This is a genomic window from Finegoldia sp., assembly GCF_046991905.1.
GTDB lineage: Bacteria > Bacillota > Clostridia > Tissierellales > Peptoniphilaceae > Finegoldia.
Window position 1 is genome coordinate 177,811 of record NZ_JBKWZF010000001.1, and the last position, 24,710, is coordinate 202,520.

The following is a 24,710-nucleotide window of genomic DNA, read 5'->3' on the forward strand; positions in this document are numbered from 1 at the left end:
TATTTACTTATTTAATATTATCACATTTTTGGTGATAATCATAACCATAATTTCTATAGAATTCATCCTTGAATTCTAAATATCTATCTTCTTCAATCGATTTTCTAATATTTTCCATTAAATTTATCAAAAATCTCAAATTGTGAATTGATAATAACCTAGCTCCCAAAATTTCATCTACATTCAATAAATGTCTAATATAAGCTCTTGTATGGTTTTTACATGCATAACAATCACAATTTTCATCAAGTGGTGAAAAATCATCTTTGTATTTTGCGTTTTTCACGACTAATTTACCTTTTGAAGTTAAAGCTGTACCATTGCGGGCAATTCTAGTAGGAAGAACACAATCACACATATCAATACCGTGTTCTACAGCTTCGAACAAATAATCTGGAGTTCCAACGCCCATTAAATATCTAGGTTTATTTTCAGGCATAAAATCAGTAGTAAAATCTAACAAATCTATCATCATATCTCTTGGTTCCCCAACTGATAACCCACCAATAGCATATCCTGGTAAGTCGAAATCAATAGTGTTCTTTGCTGAATACTCTCTTAAATCTTTGTACATACCGCCTTGAATAATTCCAAACAAATTTTGTTTATCAGTATTTTTGTGATAGTCTTTACACCTTTTAAGCCATCTTAAAGTTCGTTTCATTGAATCTTCAGTGTATTCATAACTTGCTGGATATGGAACACATTCATCAAAAGCCATCATAATATCAGATCCTAAATCGTTTTGTATTTCCATTGACTTTTCAGGAGATATAAAATGTTTTGATCCATCAATATGACTTCTAAATCGGACTCCTTCTTCAGTAATTTTTCTTGTTTTACTCAAACTAAAAACTTGGAATCCTCCACTGTCAGTTAGTATTGGTTTGTCCCAATTCATGAATTTATGAAGTCCATCAGCTTTTCTTATTATTTCTTGTCCAGGTTTCAAATATAAATGGTAAGTATTAGACAAAATTATTTGAGATCCAATGGATTTTAATTCATCATTATTCATTGCTTTAACAGTAGCTCTTGTGCCAACTGGCATAAATACTGGTGTTTTTATTACACCATGATTTGTTTCTATCGTTCCTGTTCTAGCTTTGCATTGAGTGGATTTTTTTTCTAATGTAAATTTAAACATTTTTACCTCCATTTATAAACATGGCATCTCCAAAACTGAAAAATCTAAAATCATTTTGTTTTGCCTTTTCGTAAGCATTAAAAATATACTCTTTCTTAGAAAAAGCACTTACTAACATCATCAAAGTAGATTTTGGTAAATGGAAATTTGTTACTAAACTATCTACAATATAGAATTCAAAACCTGGATAAATAAAAATATCTGTCCAACCACTTTCTGCTACAAGTTTTGAGTTGTTATTATGAGTTACAGTCTCTAATGTTCTCACACTAGTCGTTCCAACAGCAATAATATTATGACCTAAACTTTTTTGGCGGTTTATTATATCAACAGTTTCTTGACTGATACTATAATATTCTGAATGCATGTGATGATCTTTAACGTCATCTACTTTTACCGGCCTAAAAGTACCTAATCCTACATGTAAAGTCAAAAATACTACGTAAACTCCCTTTTTTTTAATTTTATCCAATAGCTCATTTGTAAAATGTAGCCCAGCTGTTGGGGCAGCTGCACTTCCTTTATGTTTTGAATAAACTGTTTGATATCTTTCTTTATCATCTAATTTTTCTTTGATATAAGGTGGAAGTGGCATATTTCCAAGCTCATCTAATCTTTCTTCGAATATTCCTTCATATTCGAATTTAATAATTCTTGAACCATCTTCTGTAATATCAACAACTTTAGCACATACACTATCTGAAAACTCTATTATTTGATTTAATTTCATTTTCTTTCCTGGTTTTACTAAACATTCCCATTTATCTTCGGTTTGTTGTAATAATAAAACCTCTATTTTTTCTTCTTTACCTGGTCTATGTCCAAAAAGTCTTGCAGGAATAACTCTAGTATTATTGCATACTAGAACATCACCTGGATTTAAATAATCTATTATATTATAAAATTTTTTTATTTCTGTAGCACCATTGAATCTATCCATAACCATTAATTTAGATTCATCTCTTTTGTCTAAAGGAGTTTGTGCTATGAATTTTTCATCTAATTCGTAATCAAAATCATCTGTATTCATCTTATAAAATCACCTCTTTTTAACTATATTAAAATGCTTATATGCTTTATCAGTGACAATTCTTCCTCTTGAAGTTCTATTTATAAAACCTATTTGTAACAAATAAGGTTCATAAACATCTTCAATAGTGATTCTTTCTTCACCAGTGGCTGCGGCAATTGTGTCAACACCAACAGGACCTCCACCAAAATTATTAATCATTGTCATAATTATTTTTCTATCTACATAATCGAGCCCGCATTTATCAACTTCTAATAAATTTAAACCACGATTACTTATTTCTTTTGTTATTGTTCCGTCTGCTTTAACTTCAGCATAGTCTCTAACCCTTTTTAAAAGCCTATTAGCAATTCTAGGAGTTCCTCTACTTCTTCTTGCAATTTCCAAAGCTCCCTCATCATCTATGCCAATTCCTAAAACTCCAGCAGATCTAGTTACGATTTTTTTCAAACTTTCAACATCATAAAGTTCCAAATTTAAAAGAACTCCAAATCTATCTCTAAGTGGACCTGTTAATTGACCTGATCTTGTTGTAGCTCCAATAAGTGTGAATTTTTCCAAATCAATTCTTAAACTTCTTGCAGAAGGTCCTTTGCCAACTATTATATCCAAAGCATAATCTTCCATTGCAGGATATAATATTTCTTCAACAGAACGATTTATCCTATGAATTTCATCAATAAACAATACATCATCTCTTTGCAAATTAGTAAGAATACTTGCCAAATCTGATGGTTTTTCTATTGCAGGACCACTTGTAACTCTTAAATTCACGCCCATTTCATTTGCAATTATATGAGCTAAAGTTGTTTTCCCCAATCCAGGAGGTCCATATAAAAGAGCGTGATCCAATGGTTCATTTCTATTTTTAGCAGCTTCGATAAAAATTGATAATTTGTTTTTTACTTTGTCTTGACCAATATAATCGCTCATCCACTTTGGTCTTAAATTAAAATCAATATCTTCATCAATTTTCGTAAAAGATGCGCCTACAATTCTATCATTCTTATCTTCCATTATCTCACCTACCTGCTACTATCCAAGGTTTTCATCGCTTTTTTCATGATATCTTCAATAGATAAATCCGAAATGTCTGTATTTTCAATGAAAGCATCTACATCATTTTTAAAATAACCAAGTTGTAATAATGCTTCTCTTGCGAATTCTGAATCATTTGATTTTTTAACATCTTTGTGAATTGGTGTTTCAGAAGGAATGAAATCTTTTTCGATTTTTTCTTTGAGTTCTAATATAATCCTTGAAGCAGTTTTCTTACCTACTCCAGGAGCTTGAGTCAAAAGTTTAATGTCATCAGATATTATCGCTGTTTTACATTCGTCAACAGTCATTGTAGATAATATATTCATAGCATATTTAGGTCCTATTGATGTTACATTAGTTAATAAGTTAAATAATTCTCGTTCTTTTTGTGAAGAAAATCCGTATAGTATACTGGCATCTTCTCTCTCTACAAATTCGGTATATACCTTGTATTCATCAAATGCACTCACACTGTCCCTAAAAAAATCTGTTATAAATATTTTATAACCAATTTTATTATTTTCTAAAACTACGTAGTTTTCATGAACTTCTGTTATAATTCCAATAATATACGAATACATATTATCTCCTATTTCATCTCATTTAGATATTTAAACTTACTCCCAAAAATGTGGCATAATCCAACAGCAACAGCATCTGCTGCATCATCAGGTTTAGGTATTTCATTAAATTTTAAAATAGTTTTTACGGTCTCATGTACTTGCCTCTTGTCAGCTCTACCGTACCCTACAACTGCTTGTTTGATTTGAAGAGGTGTATATTCATATAAATTTAAATTCTTGTTAATACAGCTTAAAATCTCCACACCTCTTGCTTGAGATACAGTTATTGCTGTTTTAACATTTTTATTAAAAAACAACTCTTCAAATGCACAATCTTCTGGCTTGAATTCATCAATTATTTTATTCATTTCATTATAAATAAATGACAATCTATCTGGAAGAGATGATTTTGAACTTGTTGTTATACAACCATACTCAAGACATTTTATTTTATTATTATCATAATCCAATATTGAATATCCAACAATTGCTATCCCAGGATCAATTCCTAAAACTCTCATTAACAACCAAATCCCATTTCATAATATTCTTTAACATAGATTTATATTATATCATAAAGATTTTGTCTTGTTAATTTGCCTATATGATATAATATAAATTGTAAAAAGGAGAGAAAATGAATACAATTTTAATAACTGGTGCTAGCGGTGGTATCGGAGAAGGCATTTGTAAAATGTTGGAAAATCATCCGGAATACAGAATCGTTGTGCACTATTTTAATAACGAAACAAAAGCTAAAAATATTGTTGAAAATATAAGGAATAAAAATATAGATGCAATCTCTTATAAATGTGATTTAAGAAATTTTAATGAATGCAAAAATATGTTTGAGTTCATAAGAAAAAGATTCAACGGAGTGGATGTATTAATTAATAATGCTGGAATATCTATTGTAAGTCAATTTCAAGATATTGATGTAAATGATTGGTATAATATGTTTGATATTAATGTACATGGAACTTATCATATGTCTAAATTAGCCTTAGAAGATATGTTAGATAAAAAAGATGGAAATATAGTTAATATAACATCTATTTGGGGAATTATTGGTGGTTCTATGGAGTCTTGTTACTCAGCAACCAAAGCAGCTATAATCGGTTTAACGAAGTCATTAGCGAAGGAATTTGGATATAGTAACATAAAAATAAATGCAATAGCTCCTGGTGCAATTAATACACCAATGTTAGATAATATATCAAAAGATGATTTAAAATACGTAATAGAAGATACTCCGATGGGTAGACTTGGAACACCAGAAGATATTGCTAACCTTGTAGAGTTTTTAATATCTGACAAAAACTCTTATATGACCGGTCAAATATTAAGTCCAAATGGAGGTTTTGTAATTGTATAAAGATAATTTAACTGATATCAAAATTTTAATAGTAGAGGATGAGAAAAATATTTCAAATGCTGAAAAAAAATACTTAGAAATTGAAGGATTTACTGTTGAACAAGCATTCGATGGACAAGAAGCTATTGAAATGATTAATAATATAGATTATTCATTGATTATTTTAGATTTGATGTTGCCAAAAATTAGCGGAGAAAAAGTTATGGAAATTATTAGGTCAAAAACTGATGTTCCGGTGATTATGGTTACAGCAAAAATTGATGAATCAGAAATATTAGAAGGTTTGAAATTAGGCGCAGATGATTATATTACCAAACCGTTTAGTCTTAAAATTCTAGTTCAAAAAGTAAAAACTATCCTTAGGAGAGTCGAAAAACTTGGACTTCCAAAATCAGAAAAAATTTATTTTGATGATAGACGTGTAATTATATCTTTCGATGATAATACATTCATTAAAGATGGAGAAAGCATAAGTCTAACTAGCAATGAATTTCAAATAATAAGAACATTATTTTCAAATCCTAATAAAATATTTACAAGAGATGAAATAATAGAATTATCATTTGGATATGATTATGAAGCTTTTGATAGAGCTATAGATACCCATATTAAAAATATCAGACATAAAATCGAAGATAATCCAAAAAAACCTCGCTATATAAAGACAATTTATGGAGTAGGCTATAAATTAGGTGTTTACGATGAAGCTTAAATCTGAAATTTTATACGAATTTTTGAGAGCTGTTTTATTTCCAATTTTATTATTATCATTTATTGCTGTTTTTATTTTTCAATCATCTTTTAAGAATTTCGTCTACTTCGAAGAATTAAACAGAAAAAGTAAAATTGAACATTTAACGAAAAACTTATTTATGGACCAAAAACAAGGTTTAAGTAAAAAAAGCATTGATAAATATATGTGGTACTTAAGTGAACTAGATTTAGATGTGTTTTTTTATGATAATAATGGTAAAGAATTATATTCTTTTAACGAAGGATTCGAACTAGCTAAGAAAACCTCTCTTTATAATACAGTTGTAAAAGATGTTTATGATGATAACAATATTAAATTAGGTCAAATAAAATACATTTATAGGATTAATAATAACTTCAAAGAAAGAAGCGATGTTTTTATAACTAATCTTTTTAGATTTATAATACTGGCGTTGCTTTTTTCGTATTTGACAAGTCTTATAATTTCAATTTATCTTTCACGTAAGATAACTAATCCTATTGAAGAATTAACATTAGCGACTGTTAATATAAGAAAGCAAAATTATGTTATGCCAAATATTAAAAGTAATATAGTTGAGGTTAATCAACTTTCAGAAAATATTAGCTACATGTCAAATTCATTAAAATCTCAAGAATTTAACAGAAAACAATACGCTCAAAATATTAGCCATGAATTAAGGACTCCACTTACAAACTTGAGAGTGAATTTGGAATTAATTCAAGATGGTATTATAGAATCAAATGAAGAAAATTTGAAAACTCTGTTAATTGAAATTGATAGACTAACGAGTCTAATAAATCAGTTAAACAATACATTCAAAAAATCAACTCCAGAAACTATTTATAAACCTGAGGTATTTAATCTTTCAGAATTTTTAAATCAAATATATAAATCGATGAAAACTCAATATGATAAATCTGGTGTTTCATTTGATATTGAAATATCCGAGAATATTGACATTAATACTGATAAGGAAAAATTAGCTAACATAATTATTAACTTATTATCTAATGCCCTTAAAGCTTGTAAAAAAGGTGATTCTGTTTTGTTGAGAGCAAGACATATTAACCAAAAAATAGTAATATCAGTTAAAGATACTGGTATCGGAATCAGTGAAGAAAACAAACCTAAAATTTTCGAGAGATTTTTCAGAGTTGATGACTGTAGAAACACGAAAGAAAATGGTTACGGATTAGGATTATCTATCGTGAAAAATTACGCTGATATAATTGGAGCTGAAATATCTGTAAATTCAAAATTAAATTTGGGTACAGTAATGATGGTTACTTTTGATGAAAATATAATAGTATAATAAAAAAGCTTGGTAGTAATTTCCTACCAAGCTTTTTTATGACCAAATCTATAAGCCGTGTTCTGTATTTGATAATCATCTATCTAGACTAATTGTTACCAATTAGTTCAAGCAATCTACCTACCGGAGACGACGAGCAGCCGTCTTTATTCCTATTTGATTTTGCACTGAATGGGGTTTACATAGCCATAAAGTCACCTTTATGCTGGTAAGCTCTTACCTTACCTTTCCACCCTTACCATTAAAATGGCGGTATATCTCTGTTGCACTTGCCTTAGGGTCGCCCCCACTGGACGTTATCCAGCATCCTCGCTCTATAGTGCACGGACTTTCCTCATGAATTCATGCGATTATCTGATTTAGTCACTTTAACATTATAACATATTTAGAAAATTTTTCTAGTTGGATTTTCTAAGTAACTAACTTCTACTTCTAATTCTGGAAAAGTTTTATTAAAAGTCTGTTTTAGTGGTTGTAGTATAAATTTTTCTGATTCATAATGACCAATATCTATTAAAATTAGATTATTATCTAAGGCATCAATCTGTTCATCATGTTTGAACTCTGATGAAATAAAAACATCGCATTCGTTTTCGATACAGTTTTTAATAAAGTGACCACCACTTCCACCTAATACAGCAATTCTTTTGACTTTTCTATTAGTTTTTCCATATACAATCACATTTTCTAAATTTAATCTGTTCTTTACTTGATATATAAAATCTTCAGCAAAAACTTCGTCAATATCAGAATATTTTCCATAACCTGTATTTCTAGTATGTGAATCCAATATTTTAGTATTCATCAAACCTAATTTATTAGATAGCGCATCACTCACTCCAAATTCAACGCTATCTAAATTAGTGTGAGATGAATAAATACAGATATCATTTTTGATAGCCTTTATTAATCGCGTATTTACACTATTATCTTCTTCAATTATGTTTTTCAAAGGATTAAAAATAACTGGATGATGTGTAAATATCAAATCATAATCTTCTTTGATAGCTTTTTTTATGCAAATATCATCTAAATCAAGAGATATCAATATCTTTTTTATTTCTTTATCTAGATTTCCAAATTGCAATCCACAATTATCAAAATCTTCTTGGATATTTAACGGAACTAATCTTTCATACCTATTTATAAAATTTCTAAGCCTCAATCTTACCCAACACTTTCTTTAAATCTAAAATGTCTAAGTTTAAATTATCTACAGCAATCTTAGCATTATCAGAATCTTTTTGAGATAATTCAGAAATTATAGCTATTTTGTTATCTAGCTGCAAATGAATATACTTTTTTAAATTTTCAGATTTATTATCTATTAAATATTTACCAAATTCATATTCATAATCTTCTGTAAAAATTTGCTTTCCAACTTTCGCTTTAATAATTTGATAATATTTGTCATTTTCAAATAAATCGACTTCTTGTATTATTTCAAATGAATTTTCGTGTAAAAACTTTCTTAATAATGAAAGTGAATTATTAGCTCCTAAAATTATACAGTTAGAGCTTTTAGCGACATTGATGTTTTTATTTATAATGTCTGCTATTAAATTTCCACCCATGCCTGAAATTATTATTGTATCTACTTGATATTCATTTAGATTTTCTAATCCATCAGATACAGATAAAACTATTTTTTCGGGATTTTCTAAATAGTCTAACTTTTCACGTAATTTATCCAAAGATTTTTCACTTATATCTGATGCTATAACTTTCTTTGCCTTTTGTGATTTAACTAATTCATAAGGTACAATTCCATGATCTGTTCCTATATCCGCGACTATTGAATTATTATCGACCATGTGAATTATTTCTTCTAGCCTATGTTTTTTCATATTATTCCAAAAAATCCTTTAATTTTTGACTTCTTGATGGATGTTTTAATTTTCTCAAAGCTTTTGCTTCTATTTGTCTGATGCGTTCCCTTGTAACATCAAAATCTTTACCAACTTCTTCAAGAGTTCTAGGAGTACCATCTACTAATCCAAATCTTAATGCTAATACTTTTCTTTCTCTTTCATTTAAAGTATTTAAGATTCCTTCCAATTCCTCTCTTAGCATTGTAAAGTTTGCTGCTTCATCAGGAGCTATAGCTGTGTCATCCTCAATGAAATCACCCAAATGACTATCTTCTTCCTCACCTATTGGAGTTTCTAAACTTACAGGCTCTTGAGCAATTTTTCTTACTTCTCTAACTTTTTCAACTTCAATTCCCATTTCTTTTGCAATTTCTTCATTAGTAGGATCTCTACCCAAATCTTGTAGCAATTGTCTTTCAATTCTAACAAGTCTGTTTATAGTTTCTACCATGTGTACTGGGATTCTAATAGTTCTAGCTTGGTCAGCTATAGCCCTTGTTATAGCTTGTCTAATCCACCATGTAGCATAAGTCGAGAATTTGAATCCTCTAGTATAATCGAACTTATCAACTGCTTTCATCAATCCAAGATTGCCTTCTTGAATCAAATCCAAAAAGCTCATTCCACGACCTACATATCTTTTTGCTATACTTACAACTAATCTTAAGTTAGCTTCAGCAAGTTTTTTCTTCGCTCTTTTTGATCCATTTTCCATTTCTTGAGCTAACTTAACTTCTTCATCTGCAGACAACAAAGGAATTTTCCCTATTTCCTTAAGATACATTTTGACAGGATCATCAACATTGATGCCTTTTATATCCGAAACATCCTCAATAACTTTTTTATCGTCATTTATATCTTCGTCATCTTCATCATCTATAGCATCTTCGTCTTCAATATCATCCTTGTCTATTTCTTTAGAAGATGTCTTTTTTTCAAGTTCATCATTGCTTTCAAATATCTCTATATTATTTTCAATTAATAAATCCCTGATATCTTCAATGTCTTCTTCATCTAAAGAAGATATATCATCGATACTTTTGAAGTCTTTAATAGTTACAATGCCATCATTTTCATTCCCTATTTCTATTAATTGGTTTAATGCATCTTTTTTTATTTGTTCAACATCCAAGTTTTCTTCTGACATAAAAAACTCCTTTCTGATTATTTATAATCTTTAATTTGTCTATTAATTTCTAATATTTGATTTAATATATCTTTATATTCTTTATTTATTTTATCGTTAAATTCTACTGATTGCATAAGATCGAGTTTAGATTTTATGTTATCTTTTTCTTGAAGTATTAAATACTTTTTAATCTCCAAAATAATTTTGTCAATATTATTAATATTAATTGAATTTTTAGATTTTTGAAATAAATAATCTATCGTTTTATCCATCTGAATATCATTCTTAAAGTACTTTCTAGCCGTTTTTTCATCAATTTCTTTAGTATCATTTTTAGAATAGTAAATATCTACAAAATCCATAAAATTATTATAAGAGCTGATTGTTGTATTAAATTTAGAAAATTCTTCTTTTAATTCAACATATTTATTTCTATGAAAACAAGAAATTGTCATTATTTCTATTGCTGTTATTTTTTCTTGATTATTAATACTTTCCTTATCGTCAGTTTGACTATTAACAATATCTTCATTTATAACAGAATTTCTTGATTTATTTTCGTTTAATTTATTATATACATCTTTCTTCAAACTTGAATCATCCAAGTTTAAATCATTTGAAAATCTTTTAATATATTCATCTCTAATAACTGCTCGGTCTAATTTAGATAATAGAGTTGTTAAGTCATCTATTAACTGTATTTTTTCTCTAACATCGTTAATATCATATTTTTGGAGTATTTTTTTATATTCGTAAATAACACTATCCATAGCATTATCTATTAATCTATTAAAGCTATCCTTCCCATATTTTTTAATATAGTCATCCGGATCCATATTGTCTGGAATTACAATTATATTTGGACTGATATCCTGTTCTTTAAATACTTCTATAGCACGTGATGTAGCATTTTGACCAGCTGAATCACCGTCATAACATATATAAATATTCTTGCAATAACGTTTAATTAATTTCGCTTGATCATGTGTTAGAGAAGTACCTAATGAAGCAATGGCAAAATCAAACCCATAATTTGTTAATGAAATTACATCCATATATCCCTCTACTAGGATAATCTTACCAACTTTCGTAGAATTTTTTAAATTCGAAACCCCATAAACATTTTTACTTTTATCATAAGCTAAACTCTGAGGTGAATTCATGTATTTTGCCCTAGCATCTACAAGTGTCCTTCCCCCAAATCCTATAATATTACCTCTTATATCCAATATTGGAAACATTAGCCTATTTCTAAACTTATCATATAAGTTTCCACTTTCATCTTGATTTACAAGGCCAACCTCTATTATATCATCTTTTTGATAGCCTTTTTGTAGTAGATGTCGGTAAAGACTATTTTTACCATCAGCGTATCCAATGATAAATTTATTAATCATTGAATTAGTCAGATCTCTTTTTTTGATATATTCTTTTGGTACATCATTGATTAGTAAATTTTTGTAGAAAAATAACTTAGCTTCATTGTTAATTTCATATAATTTCTTTCGATGTTCATATTTTTCTTTATTAACTTCATTAGTTTCGACCAAAATTCCCAACTTATCAGCCAAAAACTTAATCGCTTCAGGATAAGACAATCCTTCTTTTTGCATTATAAATGAAATAACATCTCCGCCTACACCACAACCAAAACAATGGAATATACCTTTCTGAGGAGATACACTAAAAGAAGGGGTTTTTTCATTGTGGAACGGACATAAACCAACATAATTAGACCCTGCCCTTTTTAAATCTACATAATCTCCAATAACAGAAACTATATCAGCAACACTCTTTATTTCATCTATTTTGTCTTGTGGTATAAATCCCATATTATCATCCAATCCTTATATACTCCAAGAATCTGGTATGAAAATTTCTTTAAAAGTTCTCCTAGCAAATGAATCAGTCATACCAGCGATATAATCTGTAACTATATCATCTTTTGTTTTATTTTGTAATTTATCACTATTATAAACATCAGTGTGTGATTTAGGCAATCTATTGATATCCTCTAGATAATATTGATAAAGATTTGTAAGTACATACTCAACTTTTTTATCATCTTTTCTGACAATATCATTAAAATATACATTCTCAAACATAAATGATCTTAAATCTTCCATTAGTTTATAGGTTTTAGAAGACATTTCTATTCTATTCTTACCAAAACTATTATCTACTAAATCATTAACTAAAAAATTAATTCTTTTCGATCCTCTATCCCCTAAATTATTAATGATTTCACTTGGTAAATCACTAATTTTAATTATATTTGATCTAATTGAATCATCAATGTCATGGTTAATATAAGCTATTCTGTCAGAAAATTTTATTATTTGACCTTCTAATGTACTTGATTTATTATTTCCTGAGTGATTTACTATTCCATCAAGTGTTTGCTTTGTTAAATTTAATCCTATTCTTGAACTAGAATGTTCAAGATATTGTACAACATTTATAGATTGTTTGTAATGTTTAAATCCTTTCGGATTAAGTTTATCTAATATCTTTTCGCCTACATGTCCAAAAGGAGTATGTCCTAAATCATGCCCTAAACCTATAGCTTCAACTAAATCTTCATTTAATCGTAAGCATCTTGCGATAGTCCTAGCTATCTGCGTAACTTCTAACGTATGTGTAAGTCTTGTTCTATAATGGTCTTTTTCAGGATTTAAGTAAACTTGAGTTTTATGCTTAAGTCTTCTAAAAGATTTTGAATGTATAATTCTATCTCTATCAATTTGAAACGGATTTCTTAAATTATCTTCATTTTCAAAGTTAATTCTTTCGGCTTCATATGATTTTGTAGCAAATTCACTGTAATTCTTTTCAAATAATCTAAAATCTATATTCATAATAAATCACACCCTAATCTATAACATTTATATACCCCAAAACAAGTTTTATAATTCATAAATACATAAAAAAAGCCAAACACCCGTTTGGCTTTTTTTAATAGAATGTAGATTTTAGTTTTCTTCTTCCATTTCTTTTAATTTTAAATCTAATAAAGCTCCTAAGTCACTATTAATTAAAGTTTCTTCGCTTGATTCAGGTTTAGTTTCTACTTTTTTAGGTTTAACTTTTTTAGGTCTTGGTTTTCTTTCAGGTTTTTCTGGTTTTGGTAATAAAGCTTTCATGCTTAAAGCAATTCTTTTCTTTTCAGGACTTATTTCTAAAATCTTAACCTTAACTGTATCACCAATATTTAATTCATCTGATGGTTTATCAACGTGTTCATTTGAAATTTCAGAAACATGAACTAATCCTTCAATTCCTTCAGCTAATTTAACAAAAGCACCGAAATCAACTAAATTTACTACTTCACCTTCGATAACATCTCCTTCATGGTTATTTTCAACGAAAGCATCGAATGGTTTTTGTTGTAATTGTTTCAATCCAAGTGAAATTCTGTTCTTTTCTCTATTTGCTTTAAGAACTAAAGTTTCAATTTCATCTCCAACTTTTAAAACATCTTCTGGTGATTCTATTCTATTCCAAGAAATATCTGAAATATGAAGTAAACCGTCAACTCCACCTAAATCGATAAATGCACCAAAATCAGTTAATCTTTGTACTTTACCAGAAATTTTTTCTCCAACTGTTATATTTTCCCAAGCTTTATCTTCAATTTCTTTTTGTTCTGCTTCAACAACAGCTCTATGTGATAAAACTAAGCGTCTTTTCTTTTCATCTATATTCAAAACTTTACATACCAAAGTTTCTCCTACATATTTAGATAAATCTTTTACAAAGTGAGTAGTTACTTGAGAACCTGGTATAAAAGCTCTTACATTATCAATTGTAGCTATTAAGCCGCCTTTTACTACTTGTGTTACTTTTGCTTCTACAGTTGAATCATTATCAAAACTAGAAATTAAATTCTTCCAGTTTTTAATTCCTTCAACTCTTTTTGTAGAAAGTACAACATTTCCTTCTCCGTCATCTAGCTTAATAACGTAAACTTCGATTTCGTCGCCTTGTTTGTACAAATCCTTAGGTAATTTACCTTCTTCTGTTGATAATTCGTCTAGTTTAATAATACCATCAGCCTTATAGCCAATATTAACCATAACTTCATCATCTGTTACATAAATAACTTCACCCTTTACGATTTCTTTTGGGTAAATCTTATTCATGCTTTCTTCTACTTGTTCCATAAAATCCTTGCTGTAATTATCCATTAAATTTACAACCTCCTCAATAATCCAAGCCGGTGTGGACGCACCAGCTGTAATACCTAATAATTTAGATTCAATAATACTATCATCGATACAAATATCCTTGTATGTTTCAATTCTTAAAACATTTTTGCAATTTTGTTTTGCAATATCATACAATTTATTTGTGTTAGAACTATTCAAGCCGCCAATAACAATCATACAATCGACATTCTTAGAAAGCTCTAAACAAGCCATTTGTCGGCTTTTTGTTGCCCCACAAATAGTATTATCTATCACAACGTTAGTATTACCTCTTACTATTATATCAGAAATTTCCAAAAATTTCCTCTTTAAATTAGTAGTTTGTGAAATTACATATAATTTTTCACCTTTTATTTTTTTTGCCTCATCAATTGAGTTAACAACTTCAACATTATTTTCAACTTGTCCTTTCATCGCTATAATTTCCGGATGATTTGGATCTCCAATAATAATAATTTTGTAACCTTCTTCGTGTTTTTTATTTATTTTTTCATAAATTTTTAATAGTGATGGGCAAGTTAAATCTACTAATTTATATCCATTATTTTTTATTTCTTCTTTTAATTTTAATGTTGCACCATGAGATCTAATAAAAATCGTGGAGCCTTTCTCAGCTTGAGTATAATCGTCTATCTGTTTTATACCCAAAGCTTCTAATCTTTTACATTCTTGTTCGTTATGGATAAGCTGACCCAAAGTATACTTTAATTTTGATTGCTCATTTTCAATTATCTCTATTGCTCTTTTAACTCCATAACAAAACCCTGCATTTTGCTGTACAATTATATTCATCAATTCACCTTATAAATATTTTTATATATAGCTTTAGTAATCTCTTTATTTTTTATGTCTTTTGAGATATCGTCAAAACTTGAAATTTCAATTTTTTCTCTTATAAATACTTCTACTGTTGATCTGAATTTATAATCAGAATTAATAAAAACAGGTATAACATCTGCCCCAGATCTAGATGCAATCATTGCTACCCCTGTCTTCATGTTATCTTCACTCACTGTTTTAACCCTGGTTCCTTCAGGAAAAATCCCTAATACTTCATTATTTTTGACCAGTTTTATTGAATCCTTTATTGTTTTTATATTCACATTTTCTCTATCAACAGGAAATGCCCCAAATTTATTTAATAAAAATCCCAAAAACCTATTCTCAAATAGCTCTTTTTTTGCCATAAATCTAATTGGCCTATCAAAAATAATAGCTAATAAAATTGGATCCCATAAGTTAATGTGGTTTGCACAAATAATTAGTGGAGTGTTTGGCAATTTTGTATTTCCATGAACAATTAATTTATATTTTATTTTAAAAATTATTTTTAATAAAAATCTTGCAAATCTATAAAACATTCCTACCTCTTATAATTTCAATTATTTTTTCGACAACTTCGTCAATATTCATATTATCAGAATTAATTAAAACAGCATCTTCAGCTTTTCTCAAAGGAGCGTATTTCCTATTTTTATCTTGTTCGTCTCTTCGTTTTATATCTTCAAGAATTTTTTCAAAAGAAGAGTTGTCCTTTTTTTCATCATATCTTCTTTTAGCTCTAATTTCTGGGGATGCATCTAAATAAAATTTAAAGTCAGCTTTTTTTAAAATATTTGTACCTGCATCTCTTCCATCGATAATAATCGCGTTATCAAGCGCAATCTGTCTTTGAATGTCAACTAATCTTTCTCTTATAGAATAATATGTTGAAACCTTTGATGCAGCCATTGATACGTCATTAGTTCTTATCTTATCATTCAAAAAGTCACCATTTACTTTTATTTGTGATGATTCAAATGTTATATCTAAACTGTTCAATACATTCATTATTTCTTCTTCACAATCTAAATTTACATCTTCAACCAAGCAAATATAAGCTAGCGAACGATACATAGATCCCGTATCCAAGTATTCAATATTCAATATTTTAGAAATTATTTTACAAACTGTTGATTTTCCAGAACCACTAGGACCATCTACTGTAATAGAATATATATCATTCGTAATCAGTTCTAGGTATACATTATCATCGTCATTATTTCTAAGAATTCGTGATGAAATCAAAATATTTTTATTTGTTTTTATTAATCTATCATCAAAAACTTCTTTCATAACTTTAGGCGTAGATATCAATAAAATATCAAAATCTTTGTCCTTGATATATTTATTAATATCTTCATAAAGCTTCACTTCGTTTTCGTACTTGATTTTTTTCATATATTTATCCCCGCTAAATAGCCTGTTGAAAAAGCAAACTGTAAATTAAATCCTCCAGTAAAACCATCTACATCGATAATTTCACCACAGAAATACAAGTTCTTTACAATTTTAGATTCCATTGTACTAGGATCAATCTCATTCACATCTACTCCTCCAACGCTGATTATTGCATAATCTAATTTTTCATTAGATACATAAGTATAATTCAAATTTTTTAATGTTTTTCTCAAATTGTCGCGTTCAAATTTTGTTATTTCATTTACTTTTTTATTTGGATTTACATTTGCAGATTTTAAAATTGGTAATATTAATTTTTTTATTGTTATTTTACTTATAGCATTTTCAACAGTTTTATTTTGATTTTCGTTGAAATCTCTTAAAATCCTATCATCTAGCTTTTGATCTGTCAATCCTGGTTTTAAATCTATTGTTAGTTTAATATCTCCGACTTTTTTACATAATATGCTAGATAATGTAAGTACCAAAGGTCCTGAAATTCCTTTTCTTGTAAAAATCATTTCTCCTATTTCATCAAAAATCAACTTTTTATTTAAATAACATTTAAGTCCAACATTTTTTAAACTTATTCCTTCTAAATCTTCGACGTTTTCTTTTAAAATAATTGCACTTAAACCTGGTTTCATCTCGTGTATTGTATGTCCTAATTTAGATATTTGATTATATAATGAGCCGTCTGACCCGGTATTTGGATATGATTTTCCACCGCATGCTATAATTACCTTATCGAATACATATTCATTTTTACTTGTTGAAATATAAAATTTGTTGGAGTTATAAATTTTTTTTATTTCTTCATTTAAATGCAAATTTACACCTTTATTTTTTAATAATTTCTCAAATACCTTAATAACATCTGAAGATTTATCACTTTTTGGAAAAACTCTATTTCCACGTTCTATTTTTGTCATTAGTCCATTTTCATTAAAAAAATTTATGACTTGTTCATTGGAAAAGTCATAAAATGGGCTGTAGCAAAAATATTTATTTGTATTTATATTTTCAAACAAGTTCTCTACTTCACAAGAATTTGTGATATTGCATCTACCTTTTCCTGTAATGAACAACTTCTTACCGATTTTTTCATTATGGTCAAATATGTGAATGTCAACATCATCTCTAATGTAACTTGCTGACATTAGACCAGCTGCCCCAGCTCCTATTATTGCTACATTCATTATCTTATCCTTTCAATTAAACATACAAATGGTGGGTTGTTGATTTGATTAATAAAATCATATCTAACAACATTGAATTTTTTTTGATTTAATTTTTGTAAAAATTTTATTACTTTTATGCTTTCTTCAAGTCCAGGTTTATGTCCTGGATAAAAAGTTATTACAATTTGTCCTTCATCGTTCAATACAATTAACAGTTTTTCCAAAGTTTTTATGACAATATCATACTCAGTTGTTATATTTTTATCTCCACCTGGGAGATAACCCAAGTTAAATATCGCAAAATCTATATTTGTATATACATAACTATCAAAATTTAAGTGAGAGTCATTTATAGCCATTAATCCATCAATTTTTTTTGAATTATCAATGCAACTTTTTTGAATATCAAATCCATAAACTTTTATATCTTTATTAATGGATAACATCTTGTATGAATCATTACCATTACCAAATGTTAGATCTAAGCAGGTTTTTGATTTTGGAATTTTGTTTTTCATTAATTCATCTACTAAAGTTTTAGTATTATTGTAAATCATCACAAAATCCCCTAAATAGAATATCAAAATCAATTTCACCATCATTATCAAAAAAGGATTTTGCTAATCCTTTCTCATCAAAAAACTCATCAATACCAAAATCTCTTAAATTCATTCCTATACTTTTTAAGAAAAATAGTTTTTTTGAATCATCTTCATTTAAGTAAAAATCTTCTACATTCGCTTTTGTATCATTAGTCTTAATGATACAATACCCATTTGGTTTTAAGTCATCAATATATAAAAAACAAAAATTGCCAAAAATTTCTTCAATTTTTAAGTTTAATTTGTTTAATAATTCTTCATCTTCGTTATTTGCAAGTCTTACTTCTATCATATTTACCTCTAATTAAATCCAAATCATTTTTATTTAATATTACGTAATCCCCACTTTTCAATTCATCACTCATTTTATAATCACCGATTTGAATTCTTTTTAAATCTAGAACTGGATGATTTATGGATTCAAACATTTTTCTAATTTGTCTATTTCTGCCTTCATATATAGTCACATTATATCTTGCGTTATTTCCTATAATTCTCTCTAACAGAATCTTAGATTTTTTTAATTTATAGCCATCTAAAATAATTCCATTTGTAAGTTTTTTGATATCTTCATTAGATGGTTTTCCTTTAACTACTACTTCGTAAATTTTTTTATGGTGAAATTTTGGATGTGTTAGTTCATAAGTAAATTTACCGTCATTTGTCAATATTAATAATCCATGAGAATCTTTGTCCAATCGCCCCACTGGATATATTCTTGTCTTAATTTTAATTAAATCTACAACTTTTTTGTCTGCATATTTATCTTTTATCGTAGAAGTATAACCTATAGGTTTGTTTATAGCTATATAAAGTTTATCTTCTTTTTTATTGATCCTGTTTCCATCAATTTCAACAATATCATCATTGTTAACTTGATAAGCTAAATTCTCGAGTAAATTTCCGTTTACATACACCTTAGAATTTTTGATTAGTTCATCAGCTTTTCTTCTAGAACAGTATCCACTTTGAGCAATAAACTTATTTATCCTCATTTTCTTTTTCCTTTATTAATTTTTCTATCTCATTTAATTTTGGAAGATCGTCTATGGAATTTATATTAAAATAATATAAAAACTCATCAGTAGTTCCGTACAAAATAGGCTTTCCTATTTTATCTAATCTTCCAATTTCTTTTATGAGTTTTTTCTTGGATAGAGTATCTATTGAAGAACTGGATTTTACTCCTCTAATATCATCGATTTCAATTCTTGTTATAGGCTGCTTGTAAGCAATTATTGCTAGAACTTCCATAGTTGTATTGGTTAATCTTGTATTTTTGTTTTTAACAAAAACTTCTTTCAAAAAATCATAATACTCTTTTTTCGTTTGTATTTGATAATTATCGTTAATACATCTAATTTCGAGAGAAGTATTTCTGTAATCATATTCTTTAATTAAATCATTGAGCATATTTCGTGTTTCTTTTTTGCTAAGATGAATTGCTTCAGATATTGAAGAAATATCTAAAGGTTCACCCCACAAAAAAAGAAGGGATTCTATTTTATTGCGAATAATTTTGTCGTCCATAACTACCTCATTAATATCTCAATTTTATCTTCATTTTTTACTACTTTAAGAATATTTGATTTTAATAGTTCTAATAAAGCTAAGAATACAGATATAACTTCATTTCTGTTTGCATTATTAGACAAAAATGATGAAAAATTGTATTTTTTATCTTTTTCAATCTTCCACAATATATCTTCAATACAATCTTCAATTTTGTACTCTTCTGCCTCAATAATTTCTGTTTCTTCGATTATAATTCTATTATCTTCGCTATTTAAAATTTCTAATAAAGTTTCAGATAAAAGATTGATGTCTGGAACAATTAAATTTTCATTTTCTGATTGATAAGCCGACAAATCTTCTTGAATCTTCCTAAAATATTTAGATGAAATATTCTCTAACTCTATCAGTTGTTTAGAAATTTCTTTGAATTTTTTATACTCAATTAATCTTTGTTTAATTAATTCTTCATCAATTTGATCATCTTCATAAAAATTATTTTTAGGTAATAATTTCTTAGACTTTATATATAGCAATGTTGAAGCTAAATAAATGAAATCAGTCAAATCTTTTGTCGTATGGTTTTTCATATTTTCAACTTCTTCAATAAATTTATTTGTAATTTTTGCTAAATCAACATTTTCAATATCTATTTTTTCTTTTTCAACCAAATTCAAGAGTAAATCCATTGGACCATTGAATTCTTCAGTTTCAATTATTAAACTCATAGAGCAATAGCTAACCTTAAAAATCTGTCTATGATAAATGATGTTATAGGATTCAAAACTTTTCCTAAAACACCAGAAAATATCAAAATAAGCAATATAAAATATGTGTATTTTTCGTATTTTGCCATAAAATCCAAAAATTTTCCAGGAAAGAAAGCAGTTATTACTTTTGAACCGTCCAAAGGTGGCACCGGAATTAAATTGAAAACAGCAAAATAGACATTGTACACAATAAATAAGCTCAATATTTCTGATACTACAGGATTAACATGTGAAAATTTAACATACAAAAAAGAAAAAACAAGTCCCAATATTAAGTTTACAGTAACTCCTGCAATTGAAACCAAAAACATTCCCAAATGTCTTTTTCTAAAATTATAAGAATTAATAGGAACAGGTTTTGCCCAACCAAATTTAAATATTATTAAACTTATTGCTCCCAATGGGTCAATATGATCTATAGGATTTAGACTCAATCTTCCCATACTCTTGGCTGTGTTATCACCCATCCAATAAGCAACATAACCATGTGCTAATTCATGAAGAACAATCGTAGGTAGCAATACAAAAATTATTATAATGTAATGGTTAATTGTTTCTAACATTTATTCACATTCCTTAAAATATACAAAATACCCATTATTGTTTTACCGTCAACAATAGCTCCATCTTCAATCATCTGCATCAATTTGTCCTTTTCTATAAGTTCTATATTTAAAAACTCATCATCATCGGCTTCTAATTCATCTTTGAATAAATCTTGTGCCAAAAAGAAACTTACTTTTTCATCACTAAAACCGGGAGAAGAATATGCATCAAATAAGTAAGTTAAATTCTTGCAATTATAACCTATTTCTTCTCTCATTTCTCTAATAGCCGCATCTTTTGGAGTTTCATTATGTTCTATTAATCCAGCTGGTAATTCCATTAATTGTTGATCAATTGCTTTTCTATATTGACTAACAAAAAACAATTTTTCATCCTTTATAGCTATTATGCACACAGCATTAGCGTGCTCTATAATCTCTCTTTTTGAGTATTTTCTATTAGGAAGTTCAACCGTATCAAGTCTTAAATTTAAAATTCTTCCCTCATATATCATTTCACTTTTTATAGTTTTTTCTTCATAATCCATAATTATCTCCTATAATTTTTTAATTCATTTGCTTGATCAATCATTAGTTCTGCTTGCTCAACTGTTGTTTTAGTTATGTTTATACCACCGATTAATCTCGAAATTTCATTTACCTTTTCTTCAGGAGTTAATACTTTTAAAATCGATTTTGTTTCATTATTACAATCAATTTTTTCAATTAAAATGTGGTTATCACTCAATGAAGCTATTTGTGGTAAATGGCTTATTGATATTATTTGTTTATCTTTTGATAAATCAATAAGTTTTTCACCTACTACCAATGCAGTTCTGCCACTTATACCTGTATCTATTTCGTCAAAAATAAGAGTATCAATATCCTCAAAATCAGATATAACTGATTTAAATCCAAGCATAATTCTCGATATTTCTCCACCTGATGCAATAGAAGACATCGGCTTAAATTCTTGACCTAAATTAGTTTTTATAAGAAAATCTAATGAATCATAACCTTTTTCGTTAAATTCGGAAAGTTTATCAAATTTAACTTTAAAATCAGCATGTTTCATATTTAAATCTTTAAGATTTTGAATAATCAATTCTTCTAATTTTGATACAATCTCTTTTCTAATTCGATGTAATTTGTTTGATAATTCAATCCCTTTTTTATTCTCCAATTCAATTAATTCTTTGAATTTTCTTTTATTTTCTGAAATTTCATTGAGCTCTTTTAACCTTTGTTTCAAATCTTGTTTGAATAAGATTATATCTTCAATAGATTTTCCATATTTTCTCTTTAAATTAGTTATTATTGTAATTTTATTTTCTAAATCATTTAATTGGTACTCATCTTGGTAAATGTTTGAGGAGTACGAATTAATTTTCGAAAACAAATCATCCAAATCATAGTAAATTTTATCTAAATCATCTTTGAATGACTTCACTTCGGTATCAAAATCAGAGATTGAGTCCAGCTTGCTTATAATTATATTAAACATAGTATTGATATCTTGTTGATTATAATTTTCATCTGAATACAAGTTTGATATCTCAGCGATATTATTTTTAATCAAGTTGATGTTTGATAATTTATTGTACTCATTTTCAAGCTCTTTTTCATCCAAATTATCAAAATCTATTTGGGATATTTCATCAATTTGGTAATTAATAATATCAAGTTGTCTGTCTTTCTCTTCATTAGTAATATTAAAGCTTTTGTAAGCTTTTTTGTATTCTACAATTTTTTTAAGAATTTCGCTTAATTCAGATTTTATTTTAAAAGTTTCTTCCTTATCAAATGAATCTATTAAATCAATATAAAAATCTTTATTCAAAAGTGATTGAGTTCCATTTTGTCCATGAATATCAACAAATTTACTCATCAACTCACTTAAAGTGTTAAGAGTAATTGACCTATTATTTAATTTATTTATGCTCTTTAAATTAGTATCCACAATTCTTGAAATTATGATTACTCCGTCTTCAACATTGTATCCCATATCTTCTAAAAACTTAATTTTAGAATTGTCGGTAATTGTGAAAGTAGCTTCTACTATGGTTTTTTTTGATGAATCTCTTACAAAACTTTTATTAAATCTTTGTCCTAATAGAAGTTCAAAGGCTTCAATCAAAATTGATTTTCCTGAACCGGTCTCCCCTGTTATTATGTTTAGCCCTTCTGTAAAATCTACATTAATTTTATCTATTATAGCAAAATTTTCTATATAAAGAGAATTTAACATTTTATTACCTAATAATTGATTTGATTTCAGAAACTAATTTTTCCAATCCGGATTTGTCTTCTACGGTTATATATATAGTATCATTTCCAGTTAGTATACCTGCTATATTATCTAATTTAGCATTAGTGATAGCCATCCCACAAACTGTTGCAGTGTGAGATATTGTCTTAATTATAACCATATCCTCATTATGTTTAATCGTCAATACTGCTGATCTAAATATTTTATCCAATCTTTCGTTTAACGAATCGTGTACAGTATCAATTATTGCGTAATGATATTCGCCTTCTCTAGTTTGAACTTTTGAAATTCTTAGTTCTTTTATATCTCTAGAAATTGTAGCTTGTGTCGCTCTAACTCCGTGAGCTTCTAGATAATCTGAAAGCTCCTCTTGAGTTCTTATTTCATTTTCTTCTATTAAATCTAGAATTAATCTTTGTCTTGTGTATTTTTTCATGATTCTACCTCAATTTATTAAATGCTGTTTCAACAACATCTTTGAATTTTATATTTTTATTATCTAAAGTTGTAATATGGATTAAATACTCTATGTTTCCGCTTTTCCCTTTTATTGGGCTGTATGTCATATCAGAAATGTATATCCCTTCACTATTTAGATAACTATTAATATCGTTTATTATAGATAAATGTTCCTTTTTATTATTAATTATATGATTTTTATTTTTTAATTCAAACTGTGGTTTTATTAAAAATATCATTTCACCATTATTTTTCAACATTTTTACAGAATTTGGAATAATCATTTTTAAGGAAATAAATGATACGTCGCAAACTATCAAATCAAATTTTGGATAATCATCAACACTTATATTTCTAAAATTAGTGTTTTCATAAAGATGAACTCTCTTATCATACCTAAGCTCATCAACCATTTGATTAACTCCAACATCTATAGCATACACTTCTTTAGCTCCATTTTTTAATAAAACTTGAGTAAACCCGCCAGTAGAAGATCCGATATCTAGACACAAATCGTGTTTTCCAATATCAAATACATCAAAAGCTTTTAGAAGTTTATATGCCCCTCTTCCAACATACTCAGTGTGTTCTTTTACTTCAACTTCATCCGTGCATACATCAAATGATGGCTTATTGACTAATTTACCTCGATAATAAACCAAATTCTTTTCTATTAATGATTTAGCTTTTGTTCTAGAAGAAGCAAATTTGTTTTCACATAGATATAAATCTATTCGCAT

Annotated in this window: 27 protein-coding genes and 1 other RNA gene; 3 read left to right on the plus strand and 25 right to left on the minus strand. The window is 27.8% G+C overall.

Annotation, left to right across the window (positions count from 1 at the left end; genetic code table 11):
* Positions 1-7 precede the first annotated feature (7 nt).
* From tgt to ruvC, 5 genes are read right to left on the minus strand one after another with little or no spacing between them, the layout of a single operon-like run.
* Complete coding sequence (gene tgt, locus ACLUJM_RS00895; protein WP_294684643.1) at positions 8-1,147, minus strand: tRNA guanosine(34) transglycosylase Tgt; 1,140 nt, start codon at positions 1,145-1,147, stop codon at positions 8-10.
* A complete protein-coding gene (gene queA, locus ACLUJM_RS00900; protein WP_294684644.1) occupies positions 1,140-2,177 on the minus strand; it encodes a tRNA preQ1(34) S-adenosylmethionine ribosyltransferase-isomerase QueA in 1,038 nt (345 codons plus the stop codon). The genes tgt and queA overlap by 8 nt, the downstream gene beginning before the upstream one ends.
* Positions 2,178-2,186: 9 nt before the next feature.
* Entirely contained in the window at positions 2,187-3,194 is a 1,008-nt protein-coding gene (gene ruvB / locus ACLUJM_RS00905; protein ID WP_294684645.1) for a Holliday junction branch migration DNA helicase RuvB, read from the minus strand.
* 8 nt (positions 3,195-3,202) lie between these two features.
* A complete protein-coding gene (ruvA, locus tag ACLUJM_RS00910) occupies positions 3,203-3,799 on the minus strand; it encodes a Holliday junction branch migration protein RuvA (protein ID WP_412411902.1) in 597 nt (198 codons plus the stop codon).
* An 8-nt stretch (positions 3,800-3,807) separates the two neighbouring features.
* Positions 3,808-4,302, minus strand: coding sequence for a crossover junction endodeoxyribonuclease RuvC (gene ruvC / locus ACLUJM_RS00915; protein WP_412411903.1), 495 nt, complete (start codon positions 4,300-4,302; stop codon positions 3,808-3,810).
* 116 nt (positions 4,303-4,418) lie between these two features.
* Between ruvC and ymfI the strand changes: the two genes are divergently transcribed.
* From ymfI to ACLUJM_RS00930, 3 genes are read left to right on the plus strand one after another with little or no spacing between them, the layout of a single operon-like run.
* Entirely contained in the window at positions 4,419-5,156 is a 738-nt protein-coding gene (gene ymfI / locus ACLUJM_RS00920; RefSeq protein WP_412411904.1) for an elongation factor P 5-aminopentanone reductase, read from the plus strand.
* Positions 5,149-5,868, plus strand: a complete 720-nt coding sequence (locus ACLUJM_RS00925; RefSeq protein ID WP_412411905.1) for a response regulator transcription factor — start codon at positions 5,149-5,151, stop codon at positions 5,866-5,868. Before ymfI ends, ACLUJM_RS00925 begins: the two co-directional genes overlap by 8 nt.
* A complete protein-coding gene (locus tag ACLUJM_RS00930) occupies positions 5,858-7,204 on the plus strand; it encodes a sensor histidine kinase (RefSeq protein ID WP_412411906.1) in 1,347 nt (448 codons plus the stop codon). Before ACLUJM_RS00925 ends, ACLUJM_RS00930 begins: the two co-directional genes overlap by 11 nt.
* A gap of 35 nt (positions 7,205-7,239) precedes the next feature.
* Here the strand turns inward: ACLUJM_RS00930 and rnpB are convergent.
* The 20 genes from rnpB to ACLUJM_RS01030 form a co-directional block, all read right to left on the minus strand.
* An RNA gene (rnpB, locus tag ACLUJM_RS00935) (RNase P RNA component class A) lies at positions 7,240-7,570 on the minus strand.
* A gap of 19 nt (positions 7,571-7,589) precedes the next feature.
* Positions 7,590-8,369, minus strand: coding sequence for a Nif3-like dinuclear metal center hexameric protein (locus tag ACLUJM_RS00940; protein ID WP_294684242.1), 780 nt, complete (start codon positions 8,367-8,369; stop codon positions 7,590-7,592).
* Positions 8,359-9,051, minus strand: a complete 693-nt coding sequence (locus ACLUJM_RS00945) for a tRNA (adenine(22)-N(1))-methyltransferase (RefSeq protein ID WP_412411907.1) — start codon at positions 9,049-9,051, stop codon at positions 8,359-8,361. The genes ACLUJM_RS00940 and ACLUJM_RS00945 overlap by 11 nt, the downstream gene beginning before the upstream one ends.
* Before the next feature lies 1 nt (position 9,052).
* Positions 9,053-10,222: an RNA polymerase sigma factor RpoD gene (gene rpoD, locus ACLUJM_RS00950; protein WP_294684240.1), complete on the minus strand. Its 1,170-nt coding sequence runs from the start codon at positions 10,220-10,222 to the stop codon at positions 9,053-9,055.
* Between the two features lie 17 nt (positions 10,223-10,239).
* Positions 10,240-12,048, minus strand: coding sequence for a DNA primase (gene dnaG, locus ACLUJM_RS00955; RefSeq protein ID WP_412411908.1), 1,809 nt, complete (start codon positions 12,046-12,048; stop codon positions 10,240-10,242).
* Positions 12,049-12,051: 3 nt separating this feature from the next.
* The gene (locus ACLUJM_RS00960; protein WP_294684982.1) at positions 12,052-13,062 is read right to left on the minus strand and encodes a deoxyguanosinetriphosphate triphosphohydrolase; all 1,011 of its coding nucleotides are present in this window, start codon (positions 13,060-13,062) and stop codon (positions 12,052-12,054) included.
* A 114-nt stretch (positions 13,063-13,176) separates the two neighbouring features.
* Positions 13,177-15,204, minus strand: coding sequence for a bifunctional 4-hydroxy-3-methylbut-2-enyl diphosphate reductase/30S ribosomal protein S1 (locus ACLUJM_RS00965; RefSeq protein WP_412411909.1), 2,028 nt, complete (start codon positions 15,202-15,204; stop codon positions 13,177-13,179).
* Positions 15,204-15,773, minus strand: coding sequence for a lysophospholipid acyltransferase family protein (locus tag ACLUJM_RS00970; protein ID WP_412411910.1), 570 nt, complete (start codon positions 15,771-15,773; stop codon positions 15,204-15,206). The genes ACLUJM_RS00965 and ACLUJM_RS00970 overlap by 1 nt, the downstream gene beginning before the upstream one ends.
* Positions 15,763-16,632, minus strand: a complete 870-nt coding sequence (cmk, locus tag ACLUJM_RS00975; RefSeq protein ID WP_412411911.1) for a (d)CMP kinase — start codon at positions 16,630-16,632, stop codon at positions 15,763-15,765. Before cmk ends, ACLUJM_RS00970 begins: the two co-directional genes overlap by 11 nt.
* Positions 16,629-17,831 (minus strand): NAD(P)/FAD-dependent oxidoreductase, encoded by a 1,203-nt coding sequence (locus ACLUJM_RS00980; protein ID WP_412411912.1) that lies wholly within the window; start codon positions 17,829-17,831, stop codon positions 16,629-16,631. The genes cmk and ACLUJM_RS00980 overlap by 4 nt, the downstream gene beginning before the upstream one ends.
* Positions 17,831-18,370, minus strand: coding sequence for a tRNA (mnm(5)s(2)U34)-methyltransferase (locus ACLUJM_RS00985; protein WP_412411913.1), 540 nt, complete (start codon positions 18,368-18,370; stop codon positions 17,831-17,833). The genes ACLUJM_RS00980 and ACLUJM_RS00985 overlap by 1 nt, the downstream gene beginning before the upstream one ends.
* Positions 18,357-18,707: a hypothetical protein gene (locus ACLUJM_RS00990; protein WP_412411914.1), complete on the minus strand. Its 351-nt coding sequence runs from the start codon at positions 18,705-18,707 to the stop codon at positions 18,357-18,359. The genes ACLUJM_RS00985 and ACLUJM_RS00990 overlap by 14 nt, the downstream gene beginning before the upstream one ends.
* Positions 18,682-19,410 (minus strand): pseudouridine synthase, encoded by a 729-nt coding sequence (locus ACLUJM_RS00995; RefSeq protein ID WP_412411915.1) that lies wholly within the window; start codon positions 19,408-19,410, stop codon positions 18,682-18,684. The genes ACLUJM_RS00990 and ACLUJM_RS00995 overlap by 26 nt, the downstream gene beginning before the upstream one ends.
* The gene (gene scpB / locus ACLUJM_RS01000; RefSeq protein WP_294685099.1) at positions 19,397-19,945 is read right to left on the minus strand and encodes an SMC-Scp complex subunit ScpB; all 549 of its coding nucleotides are present in this window, start codon (positions 19,943-19,945) and stop codon (positions 19,397-19,399) included. The genes ACLUJM_RS00995 and scpB overlap by 14 nt, the downstream gene beginning before the upstream one ends.
* Positions 19,946-19,947: 2 nt before the next feature.
* Positions 19,948-20,655 carry a segregation and condensation protein A gene (locus ACLUJM_RS01005; protein ID WP_412411916.1) on the minus strand — a complete coding sequence of 236 codons (708 nt, stop codon included), beginning with the start codon at positions 20,653-20,655 and terminating at the stop codon, positions 19,948-19,950.
* On the minus strand, positions 20,652-21,260 hold the full coding sequence (locus tag ACLUJM_RS01010) for a site-2 protease family protein (RefSeq protein WP_294685101.1): 609 nt from the start codon (positions 21,258-21,260) through the stop codon (positions 20,652-20,654). Before ACLUJM_RS01010 ends, ACLUJM_RS01005 begins: the two co-directional genes overlap by 4 nt.
* The gene (locus tag ACLUJM_RS01015; protein ID WP_294685103.1) at positions 21,254-21,790 is read right to left on the minus strand and encodes an NUDIX hydrolase; all 537 of its coding nucleotides are present in this window, start codon (positions 21,788-21,790) and stop codon (positions 21,254-21,256) included. Before ACLUJM_RS01015 ends, ACLUJM_RS01010 begins: the two co-directional genes overlap by 7 nt.
* Before the next feature lie 2 nt (positions 21,791-21,792).
* Positions 21,793-23,490: a DNA repair protein RecN gene (gene recN / locus ACLUJM_RS01020; RefSeq protein WP_412411917.1), complete on the minus strand. Its 1,698-nt coding sequence runs from the start codon at positions 23,488-23,490 to the stop codon at positions 21,793-21,795.
* Positions 23,491-23,494: 4 nt separating this feature from the next.
* Positions 23,495-23,947, minus strand: coding sequence for an arginine repressor (locus tag ACLUJM_RS01025; protein WP_002836519.1), 453 nt, complete (start codon positions 23,945-23,947; stop codon positions 23,495-23,497).
* Positions 23,948-23,951: 4 nt separating this feature from the next.
* On the minus strand, positions 23,952-24,710 hold the full coding sequence (locus ACLUJM_RS01030) for a TlyA family RNA methyltransferase (protein ID WP_412411918.1): 759 nt from the start codon (positions 24,708-24,710) through the stop codon (positions 23,952-23,954).